16 protein-coding genes are annotated in these 15933 nt (G+C 44.3%); 14 read left to right on the top strand and 2 right to left on the bottom strand.

The annotated features are described in order from the left end of the window. The first annotated feature begins 396 nt into the window (after nt 1-396). The 6 genes from METBU_RS0107870 (at nt 397) to METBU_RS23645 (ending at nt 3914) form a co-directional block, all read left to right on the top strand. Nucleotides 397-603 carry a 2-oxoisovalerate dehydrogenase E1 subunit beta gene (locus METBU_RS0107870; RefSeq protein ID WP_014147666.1) on the top strand — a complete coding sequence of 69 codons (207 nt, stop codon included), beginning with the start codon at nt 397-399 and terminating at the stop codon, nt 601-603. Continuing rightward, nucleotides 600-842, top strand: a complete 243-nt coding sequence (locus tag METBU_RS28990; RefSeq protein ID WP_017840095.1) for a type II toxin-antitoxin system HicA family toxin — start codon at nt 600-602, stop codon at nt 840-842. The genes METBU_RS0107870 and METBU_RS28990 overlap by 4 nt, the downstream gene beginning before the upstream one ends. A gap of 195 nt (nt 843-1037) precedes the next feature. Further along, the gene (locus METBU_RS0107860; RefSeq protein WP_017840094.1) at nt 1038-1964 is read left to right on the top strand and encodes a DUF4351 domain-containing protein; all 927 of its coding nucleotides are present in this window, start codon (nt 1038-1040) and stop codon (nt 1962-1964) included. An 81-nt stretch (nt 1965-2045) separates the two neighbouring features. Further along, on the top strand, nt 2046-2327 hold the full coding sequence (locus METBU_RS23655) for a nucleotidyltransferase domain-containing protein (RefSeq protein ID WP_201764848.1): 282 nt from the start codon (nt 2046-2048) through the stop codon (nt 2325-2327). A 25-nt stretch (nt 2328-2352) separates the two neighbouring features. Beyond that, nucleotides 2353-2700, top strand: a complete 348-nt coding sequence (locus METBU_RS23650; RefSeq protein WP_017840093.1) for a hypothetical protein — start codon at nt 2353-2355, stop codon at nt 2698-2700. A 563-nt stretch (nt 2701-3263) separates the two neighbouring features. Beyond that, nucleotides 3264-3914 (top strand): phosphoadenosine phosphosulfate reductase domain-containing protein, encoded by a 651-nt coding sequence (locus METBU_RS23645; RefSeq protein WP_017840091.1) that lies wholly within the window; start codon nt 3264-3266, stop codon nt 3912-3914. 16 nt (nt 3915-3930) lie between these two features. Here the strand turns inward: METBU_RS23645 and tnpC are convergent, their stop codons facing one another. Further along, complete coding sequence (gene tnpC, locus METBU_RS0107840) at nt 3931-5481, bottom strand: IS66 family transposase (protein ID WP_017840090.1); 1551 nt, start codon at nt 5479-5481, stop codon at nt 3931-3933. A gap of 114 nt (nt 5482-5595) precedes the next feature. Here tnpC and METBU_RS28015 point away from each other — a divergent pair, with 114 nt between their 5' ends. Genes METBU_RS28015 through brxL form a run of 8 tightly spaced genes read left to right on the top strand, consistent with a single transcriptional unit; the run spans nt 5596 to nt 15433 of the window. Beyond that, entirely contained in the window at nt 5596-5742 is a 147-nt protein-coding gene (locus tag METBU_RS28015; protein WP_017840089.1) for a hypothetical protein, read from the top strand. 2 nt (nt 5743-5744) lie between these two features. Beyond that, nucleotides 5745-7100 carry a DUF4007 family protein gene (locus METBU_RS0107830; protein ID WP_017840088.1) on the top strand — a complete coding sequence of 452 codons (1356 nt, stop codon included), beginning with the start codon at nt 5745-5747 and terminating at the stop codon, nt 7098-7100. Nucleotides 7101-7120: 20 nt separating this feature from the next. Then, nucleotides 7121-7330: a hypothetical protein gene (locus METBU_RS0107825; protein ID WP_017840087.1), complete on the top strand. Its 210-nt coding sequence runs from the start codon at nt 7121-7123 to the stop codon at nt 7328-7330. Then, nucleotides 7303-7653 carry a type II toxin-antitoxin system PemK/MazF family toxin gene (locus METBU_RS0107820; RefSeq protein ID WP_040575299.1) on the top strand — a complete coding sequence of 117 codons (351 nt, stop codon included), beginning with the start codon at nt 7303-7305 and terminating at the stop codon, nt 7651-7653. The genes METBU_RS0107825 and METBU_RS0107820 overlap by 28 nt, the downstream gene beginning before the upstream one ends. After that, nucleotides 7650-8126 (top strand): hypothetical protein, encoded by a 477-nt coding sequence (locus tag METBU_RS0107815; protein WP_017840085.1) that lies wholly within the window; start codon nt 7650-7652, stop codon nt 8124-8126. Before METBU_RS0107820 ends, METBU_RS0107815 begins: the two co-directional genes overlap by 4 nt. 12 nt (nt 8127-8138) lie before the next feature. Further along, the gene (locus tag METBU_RS0107810; protein ID WP_017840084.1) at nt 8139-11756 is read left to right on the top strand and encodes a hypothetical protein; all 3618 of its coding nucleotides are present in this window, start codon (nt 8139-8141) and stop codon (nt 11754-11756) included. 3 nt (nt 11757-11759) lie between these two features. Beyond that, entirely contained in the window at nt 11760-14033 is a 2274-nt protein-coding gene (locus tag METBU_RS0107805) for a PglZ domain-containing protein (protein ID WP_017840083.1), read from the top strand. Beyond that, nucleotides 14030-15433, top strand: coding sequence for a BREX system Lon protease-like protein BrxL (gene brxL, locus METBU_RS0107800; RefSeq protein WP_017840082.1), 1404 nt, complete (start codon nt 14030-14032; stop codon nt 15431-15433). The genes METBU_RS0107805 and brxL overlap by 4 nt, the downstream gene beginning before the upstream one ends. A 304-nt stretch (nt 15434-15737) precedes the next feature. On the opposite strand, the gene METBU_RS28565 is transcribed toward brxL, so the two are convergent. Beyond that, on the bottom strand, nt 15738-15933 hold a 196-nt coding region (locus tag METBU_RS28565; protein WP_208976560.1), incomplete at its 5' end, for a hypothetical protein.

Raw genomic sequence — 15933 nt, 5'->3', positions numbered from 1 at the left:
CCAGTGCCATGGATGGCAAGCTTTTGAGGCACATTAGAGCCTGAATGCAAGCATTACTTATCTCTGTGACGGCTTAACTTAATGGCAGTGGTGTAGAGCGTGGGAACGATAATTGCCGGGGACTGAATAGTTACTCTATAGATATTCGGGTTATGATCGTGAAACGATTATCCTAAAAAGAGCAGCTGAGAGCCTCAAACTACCGTTCGCCCTGAGCCCTTCGACTGCGCTCAGGAGAGCCCTGTCGAAGGGTGAACGGTAGTTTGAGGCTTCACCAGGCCGGTGAAAGTGTTGTAGACCCTTCATGCTTCGACTTGGCTCAGCACGAACGGTCTACAACACATGCCAACTGCTCTTTCTAGGATTATTATTAAAAACAACTGAGATAATGCGCAAATGAACGAAATAATTTTTGTTGTAGAAGAAGCCGCGGAGGGCGGTTTTATCGCTAAAGCGCTTGGCTGTTCAATATATACCGAGGCGGATGATATAGAACAACTGCATGCTAATGTTCGAGATGCGGTCGCCTGCCACTTCGAGTCGGAAGACAAGCCGAGCATTATTCGTTTGCATTTTGTCCGTGACGAAGTGATTGCAGCATGAAGTTGCCGCGAGATCTAACAGGAATATTACTCGCTAAAAAATTAGCGGTTCTAGGCTACCAAATAACGCGGCAAACAGGTAGCCACATGCGGTTAACGACATTAGAAAAAGGCGAACATCACATAACAATCCCAGCACATAATCCGCTGAGAACGGGTGTGTTATCAGCCATATTGAACGATGTTGCATCGCATTTTAATCTAACCCGAGACGAACTATTAAGTCGTTTATTTGAATAAGAAAGTAGTAATGTAGGTCGGGTTAGCTTGAGCGTAACCCGGCAGGGTACCCAATTGATGATCGGGTTACGGCTATCGCCCCCGGCTAGATCAAGGAAACAAAGCGCTAAAACAGGCTATTCTCGGGAGGTTCATGAAGGAATTGATATAGCCGTTACTCGTGTTAATTGAAAGAAATAAAGGTAATGAATTTTCATGCATGATCAAAACTTCAAAAACCTGATTTTAGATTATCCGCTTCAAGCGCTGGAGTTTTTCGCGGCTGAAGAAGCGACAGCTGACTTCGCACAAGCGCGTATCATTCCAATTCGTCAAGAACAGTTGAAAAATCGCCTAGGAGACCGCTTTCGTGAATTGGACGTGCCATTGTTGGTGGAATGGCCGGATGGCAGAAAAGAAGCAATTTTATTCGTGCTCGAAGAAGAAACCGAACAGCGCCGTTTTTCGATACACCGACTGGCGCATTATTGTTTGGATTTGTCAGAACTGATGGATACCGATCGAATTGTCCCGGTTGTCATATTTCTGAACGAAGGCAGACGTCCACAGGAATTGAAATTGGGCGGTGAACGATACTGCTATTTGCAGTTTCTTTATTTAGCGTGCGAACTAAAGCGCCTGCCGGCGGAACACTATCGTCAGAGCGATAACATCGTGGCTCGGCTGAATCTGCCGAATATGCAGTATGCGCCGGAGGACAAACTGGACATCTATTCCGATGCGCAAATAGGCTTGGCGACGTTGGAACGCAATCCGGAAAAGCAATTGAAATATGTGGAATTTATTGATTACTATGCGGATCTTACCGAGCAAGAAACACAAAACTATTGTGAGCGTTATCTATCAGAAGCAGGTGAAACCATGGGTATAGCACAATTACTGAGACAAGAAGGTCGCGAAGAAGGCCGCGAAGAAGGTCGCGAAGAAGGTCGTAAAAGCGAATGCATGGCGCTAATAAACCGTCAATTGCGCCGAAAACTCGGGCTACAACCAACGCTCGAACAACTGCTGTCAAGATTACCCGCACTCTCACTCGAAGCTCTGGAAGACTTGGCCGATGCGTTGTTGGATTTCAGAGAATTGAGCGATCTACAAACATGGCTGGATGAGCACGGCGGGTGAGATGCTGCCTTCTGGGCGCATGGCAATCCCAATGCCGCGGCAAATCAGGCAGATGTGCCCAATCAGAAACGTGGACGAATCATGCGTCTAAGCCCCATGCAAAAGCAAGCCATCTGTGAAAGTGCGTTACGCTACTTCGGCAAGGAAGTGCAGGTTTGGTTATTCGGATCGAGAGTTGACGATACACGCAAAGGCGGCGATATTGATTTGTATATCGAAACACCAACACAAAATGCCGAGGAATTGATAACGGCCAAATTACAGTTTTTACGCGAACTCCACAAAAAAAAATCGGCGATCAAAAAATCGATATCGTTTTGCACAGAGCCGCTACGTCAGTCGATTTGCCGATCTATCGGATAGCTAAACAGACTGGGGTGCGATTGCAATGAAAGAGCAAATCGAAGGCGTATTGAAAATATGTGACCGTCATGCCGAACGGCTCCGTTGGGCTATGACAGAATTACAGCCGCATTCGCCATTTGCAGCAGATGCGTTATCGCGATTAAGCAATGTAGAACTTGCAATACTTGATCAGTTTTCGACGCGTTTTTCAAAGCTACAAGATCTGATGGGGGCGCAGTTATTTCCGGCAGTATTGGAATTGACTAAAGAGCCCGGCGAATTAAAAGCATTCATCGATAAGCTCTATCACTTGGAAAAAATCGGTGTAATCGATTCGGCGGACGATTGGCTGCTTATGCGAGAAGTCAGAAACTCTTTTTCGCAAGACTAACCGGAGGATCCCGAGTTGCAAGCGATAACATTGAATAAGGCATTCGAATTAGCGCAACGGCTGCTTGAGGTTCTCGAAAGCGTGAAAGTATTTGTTGCGCCGTACCTCAATAAAGCGTAGCGGTTATTCGAAGCAATAATTGATAGAGAAGGCTATCAAAATACAATTACCCATCGACAATAGTTAATACTGAATATTGGATTAGTCTTCACGTAAGTATTCAGTCCCCCTCTTTGAAAAAGAGGGGCTAGGGGAGATTTTTTAAATAAAGCCCCCTCAATCCCCTTTTTCAAAGGGGAGGCCAACAATACGCCTGGATTGCGGTAATTTGCCAACGGGGTCTGAATACTTACGTCTTCACTCATTCCAAAGCTCTTTGCTTGGGAATGCAGTATGAGAAGCTCCAGCTTCACGAACCGGCAAGCAAGGGCTTGCGTGAAGAGGTTTCCAAATCGGCGTTTAGAAAACAGCGAAAAACAGAACTTGAAGCCTAGTTATTGATGTATGATTAGCAATCAAGATTGACGCCAATTATAAATATTTAATGTTAGGAAGATGTAATCATGAGCGATCAAAAACCAGTCAGGCATTTATTAGGCTTATCCGGCGGCAAGGATAGCGCGGCGCTTGCGATTTATATGCGTGATAAGGTACCGGAGATGGAGTATTACTTTACCGATACAGGCGCAGAGCTTCCCGAGACTTTAGAGTTTGTTGATTTAATGGAAGATTATTTAGGAAAGGAAATCGTAAGGTTAAATGGTGGCAGGCAGTTTGATTATTACCTTAAGTTACATAATAACTTTTTACCATCTGCGCAGCAGAGGTGGTGTACTATCAATTTAAAACTCAAACCTTTCGAAGAATTTGTTGGTGATGATGAGGTTATTAGTTATGTAGGTATTAGAGCAGACGAACCGCAAAGGGAAGGTTATATTTCTTCAAAACCAAATATCAAAGCAGTATTTCCATTCAAGGAAGATGGTTTAGTAAAAAGCGATATTATTAAGTTACTTGAAGATTCTGGTTTAGGACTACCTAAATATTATGAATGGCGTAGCCGATCAGGTTGTCATTTTTGTTTTTATCAGCGAAAAATAGAATGGATAGGATTATACGAAAACCATCCTGACTTATTTGAAGATGCTAAAAAATATGAAAAGTACGATGAGAAATCGGGAAAAAGATATACCTGGTCACAAGTAATCGTTTAGCCCCCCCCTGTTCCTATCACGCCAAAACCGGCATAGGCAAACGAGGGACGGGTTGGTTTTTACGGCGTTCGGCCAGTGTTTGAGCAATAAACTCCCAAGGATTCAGGTCTCTCAAACGCGCGGTATCAATCACGCTCGCCAGCAAGGCAACCACGCGACTGCCTTGTGCCGTCCGCGAACCGAAGGTGATTTTGCGCAGCAATACCCAGTGCCGCAAACTGCGTTCCGCCACGTTGTTGGTCAATGGATGCGCCGGCGTTTCGACCACGCGCACGATGGCCTCCCAATCGTTGAGAAATTCGCCGGCTAATTGTCGGCTGTCAACATGCGCGATGTCTCGGTGCGTCTCGCAGAGCGAGCGCAGCAAGGTCAGCAACTGTTGATTCTGCGCCCATAAGGATTCGGCATCCGGCGGCGATTCGCGGAGTCGGTGGATGTTGCGCATCAACAGGATCATGGCCAATAACAAGGCTTCGCCGAAAGCTTGTCCTTCGCTATCCAGGCACTGATACAGTGCTCGGGCCTTGCGCACCAAGTGCGCCCAACAGCGCAAGCGCCTAGGAAAGATGCGATAGACGCTGTAGCCGTCGGTCATCAGTAAGCCGCAAAACGCTTCCCCTAAGAGCTGGTTCACGACGAGACGATGGCGTTTGCCCACTTGATAAATCACCGTCTGTGCGCTGACAAAGACCCAGAGCCAAAATAACTGCCCGGCTTCTTTCCAGGGTGTTTCATCGATATGTAAGAGGCCGGCGGCCTTGAGTTCCGCGATCAACTGCTCGTCGACGACCGGCGCAACGGCACGTCCCGCTTCATGAATGCATTGATTGATGGTGCTGGTGCTGAGGTAGATTCCCAGCCAATCGCGCAAATAGGCTTGGATTCTGCTGCGCGATGCCCGTAGGGACAATGAGAGATAAACCAAAAAGCTAACCAACCGAGGGCCGCACAGATGCCATTCGCTCAGGGCTACGCTCCAGCCATCTTCGTCGGCGCCTCGCCCGGGCTCGGCGCGGGTTTGATGACCGCAGGGACAGGTCGCCGAGAAGTAGTCATGTCGGCTATGTTCGATTTGTAATTTCGGCGATTCGGCGTTGCCGATTTCAAGCTCCAGTTCGAACCGGGCGTTCCAGGGTCGGTAGTCGGTGTTGTCGGCAAACGATTGCCTACACGCGGCGCAGCAATCCGGGCGATGCTCAATTGTCCGTGTCACCGGTAAGGTCAGGTTGCGGCTATAGCCTGGGNTACCGACTTGGCGCCCGGCTTTTTTAGGCTTTNCGCTATNACCGGTCGCCGCCGGAGGTGTTGCCGAGTCCTGGCTAGGTAAGTCATCTGACGAAGACTCAGACGAATCCAGTGCCGACAAGTCGTCCGTTGCCGGCGCTTCTTCCGACGGTTCGGCGCTGGATTGATTCGATTGCCAAGGCTCCCGGGATGACGGCGGACGCGAACTCGTATCCGGGGATTGTTTGAGTCGTTCTCGGGCTTCTTTGAGATCCGCCAACAGTTGCTTACTCAATGGACGCAACTCACCCTCCGGCAAATCATCCAGATAGTCCGTGTCCATTTGGCTAAGGTCTCGGTCGCTCAACGTCATGTCCTATAGCTTTTCATGTTTTAACGGGAGATGCTACTTTTTTAGTGATGGGGGGCTAAACGATTACGGTCACAAGGCGAATCATTGGATGAGTTATTAGCGCGAAAAAATGAAATCAAAGCAAAGTTTTTTTTAAGTTCAAGTAAAGAAAAAAAATCTAAAGGTTTAATGCAAACTCTTTCAAGCGATGATGATGACGATGACGAAGGTTGTTTAATCTGTATGTTGTAAATATGAATAACCAAGAAATCTTAAATACATTCAAATCAATCAGAGTTTATAAAGAAAACGATCAAATCAGTTTGCATAAACCTATTTTATTGCTTTACGCTCTGGCTCAATGTTTTCATGGCAAAGACAGATTACTTGGTTTTCAGGGAATTGATAACGCATTTCAAGATATTTTTTTGAAACTTGATATTCAAGGTAAAAGCGAAAACGCTCATTACCCATTCGGCAAATTAGAAAATGACGGTATTTGGGAAGTCACTGGCAGCAAAATTTTAAAGCGCACAAGTGTTGGGCATTTATACAAAAAAGAATTGCTTGATAATAATGTAACAGGCGGTTTTATTGAAGAGGTATATAACGCTTTCAATCAAGATAAGGAAATTTTAAGGTCAGTCTTCAACTATATTTTGGAAACCTATATCGACCCTAAGTTACATGACAAAGTATTTGCCTTATTAAACATAACTGAAAAACAATGTTTATTTGAATATAGGAAATCACCAATGGCATTAATAGGAAATCAAACTTTCTCTTTATCGAGATTCTGGACAAGTAAAACTATTGACCTTGTTAGAAAAAACCGAAATCTTTTTTCTAAAAATAATTTTAGGGAAACGCAAAAAGCTCTAATTGCAGGCTCAGGCGTTGTAAAAGGCATTCAAGGTTGGATGCAAGCTTCGCAGCTAATCAATAAAATAAAAGCGGGCGAGTATGAGTTAACCGATTTTGCTCGCAGCATCTATAGTAATGACCCAGTATTAAACAAATCATCAACATGGTGGGCAATTCATATATCAATTTGTTTTTCTGAAAGAAACGAACCTTATGCCGCATTTTTCCAAAGCTTGGATAACCTTTCTAAAGATTGGCTCAAATGGGATTCTTTAAAAAACAGAATAAATTTAGTTATTGAAGATGCCGCAAAAGGAAGTCTCGACTCTAATTTGCAAGGTGTTCGAGGCATGTTCCAAAACGACCGCCCGCTCGCGGATTTAGGTCTGATTGAAATCCGCAAAAACCACGAAGACGACAAACAGATACAGGTTCGTTTAGGCTCACCTAAACTCACCGATGAAATCATCATCCATGCTCTCGCCATGTTGAAATTTCACAGTTTTAAAAGTCGCTCTACTGTCGATTTCTCGGAAATTATTAAAGCGGGGTTTGCGCATTTCTTGTGCTGCTCGCCTGAAGAACTAAGACAACATTTGCGTCGCATGAACCAAACCAACACTTGGAAAGATTACTTTAGTTTTACCGAGGCGGTGAACTTAGATTCGGTGTCGTTTACCGAACGCTGCGACCCGAAAATAACCCTATTGCCGCTATTACAATACGGCAACGATACTTGGCTTTAAAATGCACAAAGGAGGCTGGCATGTTACAAACAATTGAAGTTAGGATAGATGATGACGGTCATGTTTTTCCTTTGAAATCGTCAGAAAAACTCCCCGTTGGCTATGCATTGTTAACCCTGTTAGAGCCGATAAATTATGAATCGGCGCTTTTATCGGAGCAAGCCTTATCGGAAGATTGGCTGAAACCAGAGGAGGATGAAGCATGGGCGCACTTACAACCGGTCAAGTAGTGGTGTTGCCGTTTCCTTTTTCAGATTTAACGCAAAATAAATCACGTCCCGCTTTGTTATTAGCCAATGCTGAACGGGGCGATTGGGTTGCGTGCCAAATTACCAGCAGAGCTTATACGGACATTCGGGCTATTGAAATAAACAATGACAATTTTATCGACGGTAGCCTGCACTGTGTAAGTTATGCGAGGGTAGGTAAATTATTCACGGCACATGAAAGTTTATTTTCCGGCATTGTCGGCAAACTGGGCGAAGAAAAGTTAAATGAAATTAAAAGTGCGGTTATTTCATTGCTGCAAAACACCAACGATACCTCGCTATGAACAAAGCACTTTTAGAAGCTCAAATTAAAACCGTGATCACCCACTATCATGCGCCAATAGTGCGTTATCGGCATTTGGCATTTTCCAGCAAAAATTTTGCGGTGCTTGAGCAAGTCACTCATATCTTACAAATGCAATTGCCTCATTATACGGTTTGGAATGGTGAGAAACCCGATATTAGCGTTGCGCCGAGTTTACCGTGTCCGCGCCAATATTTTATCGCCCAAGCCTTCGATGCGCCGCATACCGGTTTGATTATTAGTCAACCGGATTACTGGCTTTCCCGCTGGGACATTTTGGATAAACAGGCTTTTTGGTCTGCGTTAAGCACACGGCACGGTGGCCATCCTGTTATTGTGGTTTTTGCCGAGGGCGATAGCTTTGCCAAAATTAACCAACATTATTTTAGCCCACACGCATTAGATGCTATACCTGTCACCTCTTGGGTTTCAACAAAAACAGCACTTTGTTAACACGGATTTTTCATGACTTGCTTAAATGAAATTATTACCATCAATGCCCATTCAAATGACGCTGCGATTGTCGTTCAACGCAGTTTAAGCGATCACCATTTAGTTGAAAGTTTTGCGCCCACTAAAGCGGCGGTAGCGGTTTTAAAACAACTGTGCGAGGCTTTTCTGCCACATGCTACCCAAGAACAACGCGCACTCAATATCCACGGCAGTTATGGTTCTGGAAAGAGCCATTTGTCGGTGCTCATTGCTCAATTATTGCGCGACGGTTCGGGCGATAGCGCTTTTCAACATTTTTTTGATCGGTTACGCAATTTTGGCGAGCCCGCGCTTGCTGATAATCTGAATAACACGTTTCTAGCCGCCGACGATAAGAATGCAAAACCTTATTTATTGGTTTCTTTATACGGTTCAGAAACCCCCGCACTTGGCGATAAGCTCATGGAGGGGCTTTATGACGCTATCAAACGCCATCCGAGCATAAATTCCGCCGATATTTTGCCCACTACCGAATATGATGTGTGCCTAAAACGGTTTGAAACCATGTGCAGCCAATCGCCCGAATTTGTAAAAGCCGATTTATCTCAATGGCAGTTGGCCGAACATTATCTGACGACCGAGGATATGTGCGATGATTTAAAAAACCATCAGCCGATGGCGTTGGAATTATTTAAACGTTGGCATCAAGCGGTTTGTCACGGACAAGCGTTTAATCCGGCTAGTGAAGGCGGTAGTAATTTTATTAAGGCTTATGTCGAGGCGGGTAAAAACTTAGCCGAAAAATATTCATTCGGTGGCATTTTGGTGCTATGGGATGAATTCGGTTTGGCATTGGAGGAGTTAATCAGTAATCCCTATCGTAATGCGGTTGCAGAGATTTTTGACTTGCAACATTTTGTCGAATCCGCTTGTAGTCCTGTTCAGGGGCATACGCTGTTTATCGGTTTAACGCATGTTTCTTTTACCGAATACGGGCAGCGGATGAATTGCGACGCGACGATAAAAAACCGTTTAGAAGCTATTTTCGGGCGTTTTAAAGCATTTAAAATCGAACTTTCGGTAGCTGAGAGTGAAGGCTATCACTTGTTGGGCATGCAAAAATCATGGACGGAATTCGGTCAACAACAATTCGCGCAATCTAAAGCTAATCAAGAAAAACTGATTAGCGTTTGTAGTGCGTTGCCGTTGTTTAAAACTTTGGGACAACATTTGCATGAAGTTAGCAACGAAACTTATCCGTTGCATCCCGTCATGGCCGCTGGCTTGTTTGGTTTATCAGCTATGGCGCAAGCGACTCGTACCGCCTTGACTTTTTTTCGGGATAACAAAAACGCGATTAACGCGCGTGCAATAAGCGAAAATGGGCTTTTTACCGATGAGTTGATTCGCCTGCCGGAACTGGTCGATTACTACAGCGAGGCCATCAAAAAATATAACGGCCACGAATGGGAACGTTATAAACGCGCTGCGGGTAAAATCCCGGTTAACGAATCGCAAGGTAAGCACGACATTTTAAAATTGCTGTTACTCAGTGAATTTTTGGGTGAAAACTTTCAAACCAATGAAGCTTTTTTAGCCTGTGCCTTGTACGATACAGAACCGAATTCATTAGCCGCATCGACATTAAATACCGATTTGAATTGGCTAAAAGCTGCCGCATTGATTTGGAAAAATGACGCGACCCAACAATGGACATTGCTGGGGGATACGGGGATAAATGTTGAAAAATTAATCGGAGAAAAATTAAATTATTTTGCGGGCCGCAGCCTGGAAACCTTGCTAAATGACCATCCTGAAATGAAAGCGGATTTGTTGCCCATTTTAGGAGAGCACGATTTAGAGCCATCGCTTTGCGGCATTGTTCGTTCCTTTCAGGTCAGTTTGCTTACGCCGCCGTTTCCAAACACTTTAAAATTGACTAACCCGCTTATCAGCGGACACGTTTATTTGGTATTAGCGAAGGACGCGGAAGAGATCGTGCAAGTTAAAGCTAGGATTCAAGAAACGGCTCGCGCTAATCTTTATTTTTGGTTGCCAACTAGCGGTATTCGTTCTGAGTCGGTTAGTTATGAAGGCAAGGAATTAAAATTTAGCGGCTTATTATGTCGTTATCTGGCGATTGAATTATTGCTGAAGGAAAAAACGGCAACCGATGATTTACGCCGTCAACTTACGGCAAAGTGGGAAAAATCCCGCACGGATTTACAGCGACTTCTGCACATTTTTTATGGCCGTGAAGGCTTGACCAGCGGAAGAAGTGAGATTTTGCAAGCGGGCGCGACTCAGGCGATTGATTGCAAAAGCTGGTATGAATTTAAAGGAGTGTTGGCCGAAAAAATTCAAGCCGAATACCTTAATGAAATTCCTATTCGCGCCATGAATATGAATGGCCTGAATAATGAAAGCTACACGGGTAAGTCGAAATCTCAAAAAATCGTTGAACGCATTTTAGAGTTTGATAGCAATCTCAGTTATCAAACTGATTTGCTGGGCGAACGTAATGATACCAGCGAAACATCGGCGTTGATCGATGGCGTGTTGGGCGCGAATAATTTGTTCATCCAGCGCGAGCCTAAGCGCTGGGACATTAAGCGAGTTGATGAAACCGAGGGGGGCATCAAAGATGTGTTGATGCTTTTGTTCGACACGTTGACGCGCACACGCGAAAAAACTTATTCGGTCGTCGATTTGCGCAAAAAATTGGTATCGCCGCCTTATGGCATTCCCGCTTGTAACATAGCTATTCTTGCCGCCGTCGCCATTCGCCATGATGTCAATCGCTTACGCTGGGGAAGTTGCGGCACTGAAACCGATTTTGCAGTGAATTTGAACAATGCCTTTGTTGCCGACAGCAAGCTTACGATTCGTTTGCATGATTTTAGCTCGAAACAATTAAAGGTTTTGCAAGCCGTTAATGAATATTTCGAATTGACAAGGGAGCCGGATCAAACTGATGCGGATTTTGCGGGGCAAGCGGTCGCTAAACTGCGTGAATTTATCGTCCACAAGCCTGATGTCATCAAACAATCGCCACAATTGAACCAAGCGACCAAGGAGTTGGTGAAAATTTTTAATGCCGTCGGCAAAACACAGCAAGAAATCGCCGACAAACTTTTAGACGCGTTCGGTACCGAAAACACCGGACACGCCTTAAAAATCGCGCTAGATGATTTTGCCCGCATCGAAGATGCCAAACGCCATGAAATCAACCAAAGTTGGAAAGAATTTTTAACTAAAATTGTTCAAGACAAGGAAAATTTGATTTTGCGTTTAACGCATGAAAGAGCCAGTGATTTTGCTAAAAAAGTAGGTGATTTATTAGAGCGTGACCATGTTAGCCCGGATGATTTGACTTCGGCGTTATTGAATCAAGCCGTTGAAAAGTGCGAAGAGCGGGAAATTCATAGGTGTCTTGGACAATTGGATTCATTGGTTGATTATCATCCGCCGCAGTCGCCACCTGAGCCAGTTCCACCGATTGACCCACCGCAGATTAACGAAACTAGAAAAGGGGAGGCAAATCCTACCGAAGTGGTCGCGATATTACGTCAGCACATTAGCGCGTTAAATTTACCCACTGATACGGTAAAGCAGGCATTGGTAGAGTTGTTGCGCGATTACGAGGCTTAATTCATGCCCGTGCAACTCATTTTAGATTATTTTGGCGTTGATGCTGATGATGCGCTGTGTGTCGAGCCTTCTGAACCTTCTATTGCAGCGGTAACACGGCAAATTCATCAGTATTTACGTGAGCAATCGCCTGTGCTGCATCGGGTACGCTTAACGAGTCAAGCACTGTATCATCGGTTTGAACATCTGGAAGGTTTGGACGGTGTTTTGAAAACACAGACGTTAATTCCTCGTGCTTTGGTGGCTGAGAAATTTAAATTGACGTTGCCGGATTGGCTGACGAATGAGACTTGCGTGGCGTTAGGATTATTAAAAAATCCGTCGATTAAAGTACCTTTTGAAGCCTTTGAACGAAATTTATTATACCTTTGCGGTGCGGATTTAATTTCGGGGCAAAGTTTTCAAGCGTTTGCTGATGCGCTAAAAAATCAAGGTGTCGCGTTTTTGTTGTTGCTTGAGTCTGAACCGATAAAACAAACCTTAGTTGATCATCTCGAATTTGATTTAAACATTGAACACGAAATTGCGCAGTGCTTTATCGCGGAATTAGTGGCGAGTGGCGACATATCCGTATTTGTAAAAAAACTTGCCCATCAACAGCATTTGTCTTATTTGCGCCGTTTTACCAGTTATCATCAGTTAGAAATTGCTCTCCCTGCTCAAGCATTGCCCTCGCTATTGTTGGGGTTGCCGCTGTTTTGTTTGGATGACACAAGCGCTAATTCATTGGTCGAAACGTTTTCGTTAGTGTTGAATGCGGCAGTACGTAAAGTTTTAGCGTATGACATACCGGCTGAAGCATTGGCCGATTTATTTATCGCCGATTGGCCTGAACTTTGGACAGAGACAACAGATTCAGTTGAAAGCCATCCGGAGATTGTCAGCGATGCATTGGCGCAAAAAGTAGCCACTTTTTCTAGCCCCGAAGCAAGCTTGTTAGCTAAAAAATTAAAACAAGCTTCGTATCCTTTGCTTGCTAATTCGGCCAGTGTTGAAGAGGTTTTGGCATGGAGCGAAGGTTATTTTGAGTATTGCCGTCATGCGTTTTCGTATAAGCAGACGCTTGATGAAACCATTAACGGCAGCTTTGCTGACTGGCTGCTAACACAAAATGCACGAATTTCGCGCTCTGAATCGTATTGGTTGTATTGCAGCCAACAAATAACTAAATTTTTAAACACCGATTATGCCGTTGTGGTGATTATGGTTGATGCGCTTTCGGCATTAAATCGGGACGTATTGCTGGCTGAACTGGAATCCCTAACGCAACAGGAACAGTTGGCGCTGGCTTCAGAAACCTTATTTGCGCCACTTCCGACCTTAACCGAAGTCGGGAAAATGGCGGTGCTAACGGGAAAGCCCGCTAATCAATTGCCAAACGACCAAGAAACGGCGTTGCGGGAAACCTATCAGGCATTTTTGCCCGAACCTCATTCATTGAAAGTAGGGCGCAGTTGGCGCGAGTCTAAAAATGAAATATTAGACGCACAGACTAAATTGTTCGTCATTTTTGAAAATGAGCTGGACGAGCGACTGCATGATTGCGTCAGTTTTGAAAAGCATCGTGGGGATTTGAAACCCATTAGTCATCGGATTAAAAGCAAAATTAAAACGTTAGTTAAAGATGCGCAGCAGTTAGGGCGCGATATTGTGTTTTTCATCACCGCCGACCATGGCATGACAGTAACACAAGCATTTTATGAGGGTGTACCGTTCGGCGACATCAAAGAGCGCTGTTTTAAAAGCAAAGTAACTAATACCGAAATACCGGCAAGTTTTGTGCAAATTGATCGCTATGTTATTCCTAAACAACGTTGGCGTTTAACGACTGACGGACATCTCGCCCACGGCGGTTTAACGCCTGAGGAAGTGCTGATTCCGTTTATTACGTTAACCACTAAAACACCTGAGTTGCCTGAAACGCACCTTGAAGTGAGCCTTGAAAATAATCAGGCGCGGCGTATAGATGATAAGCATTGGCAAATTGATTTGGTATTAACTTCCAGTGTAACCGCTAGTGATATTTGCATAAAAATCAATGACAGCGTTTTTTCAGGGGCAGAAACGGTGGATAGTTTGCGCGTTAATAAGAGCCAGAAGGTCGCGTTACGATTTAATTGCAGTAATGGACAAGAAGGTCTTATTCGAATAGAGCTAGTCATTTCTTATCATCATTCCGGGGCTAACGAGCAGCTTATTAAGTTTATTGATGTTAATTTTCCGGCATCTTTATTAAAAAAAGATGGGGGCGTACAAAGTTTTGAGGGAATGTTTTGAATAAAGAAGATTTGGACGAGAAAATCCGTGCTAATTTTGCTGAATTGGTGATTGATAAGGCTTTAGTACGGCGTTTAAAAATTCGTGAAAATAGGGCGATTCCTAGTTTTGTTGAAGAATGGCTTATTGCCCGTTTTCAAGAACCTGAAAAAACGGACAGTGAAATTTATCAAGCGATTACCGGTTTCATGAGTAAGCATTTGCCCACAAAAACCGAAAAAGACAAACTTAAACGCCTATTGCAACGCGGTGAGTCACTTGTTTTGTTAGACCGTTTTGAAGTACAGATTGATATAAAAAATAACAAACAACGGGTGACTATTCCCTCTTTGGATGAAACGCAGGCTAGCGTTACGCATGAGGTGTTAGACAACAACGAATCTTTGCTTGAAGGCGGGCAATGGGGGGCGGGACGTTTGATTTTGCGTGACGATGGCAAAGATAAAAAAGTCATTGAGCTGATTGAATTTAATCCGATGCAGTCGGGCAAGGTGAATTTGCAGCAATTAATCAAAGCTCGGCAGCAATTTACAACGCAGGAATGGATCGCGTTTATTTTGCGGGCAATGGGCTATGAACCATGCACATACAGCGATAACGAACAAACGAATTTAATTTTGCGCTTATTGCCGATGTTGCAAAACAATTTGAACATGATGGAACTTGCGCCTAAAGGCACAGGTAAATCGTTTATTTTCTCGAATTTAAGCCGTTATGTTTATTTGAACAGCGGCGGTGGTTTAACGCCCGCGCAGTTGTTTAAGAACTTAAACACCAAAGTCGTGGGCTTATTAGCGAAAAACGATGTGCTGGTTTTAGATGAGGGGCAGTCGATTAGTTTTAAAGGCGCTGATGATATCCAGGCAAAATTTAAAGATTATTTGGAATCGGGACATTACACGATTGGTGGCGACAAAATCACCAGTGACTGCGGCTTGATGATTTTAGCGAATATTGATTTGTACGAAAGCAAACCGCGTCGAACCGATTATATTAGGCATCTACCGGAGATGTTTCATGAAAGCGCGTTGCTTGACCGTTTTCATGGGTTTATTGCAGGATGGGAAATTCCACGCTTTGTGACAGGAAACGCCGCGCAAGGGTTGGGCATGAAAGCCGATGTATTTGGTGAATATCTGCATCAACTGCGCACGGTGAGCACGACTGAATTTCCTTTTGGTCAGTGCCCAATTTTTAGTAAAGATAGTGATATTCGTGATGTTAAAGCCGTGACCCGTTTAGCGACGGCGTTATCGAAGTTGCTGTTGATAAATCCTGATCATTCTGATTATGAAGCGTATGTTTTAACGCCGGCAAAAGAATTGCGTCAACGGGTGCGCTCACAATTGGCTGAGTTAGATCCACATGAGTTTGCATCCGAATTGAAGGTTTATGTGTGAAAAAGCCGCCAATCGGTATACAAACGTTCTCGTAACTGATCGAGGGCAATTATTATTATGTCGATAAAACGGCTTTGGTTGCCGAGCTGATCGATACGGGCAAATATCGCGAGCAGGGTCAAGTCTATATTTTATGCTAAATTCTCAAGTTAGGGTTCCCAAGTAAATCAAAGGTAGGATCAAAATTGCGAAACCGTTTCTAGCCTGAAAGATCAAGTCATTAAATACAAGCACATAAAGGATTGCGGTTGCAGGACAAACAAAGGGAAGCATCCCGGAATAACTGGGGTAAGAATATGAAACCCTAGTTATTTATCAAGCGATAATCGAATGAAAGTAGAGCGTCATTTGGGTTCGGTGCAAGTTCGATATGCTCAATTGAGCGAGGTGCTTGGGCGATCAAAGGTCGAAAGTTGGCAACAGCAGTTTTTTTCGTTGGAAAATATAGAAGCTCTAACGAAATTCGAGACTGAAAAATTTTGAAAGCAATCAATAACCCG

The sequence above is a fragment of the Methylotuvimicrobium buryatense 5G genome, assembly GCF_000341735.1.
GTDB classification, from domain to species: Bacteria; Pseudomonadota; Gammaproteobacteria; order Methylococcales; family Methylomonadaceae; genus Methylotuvimicrobium; species Methylotuvimicrobium buryatense.
Note: the sequence above shows the minus strand (reverse complement) of the source record. Positions and strands in the feature narration are given on the sequence as shown.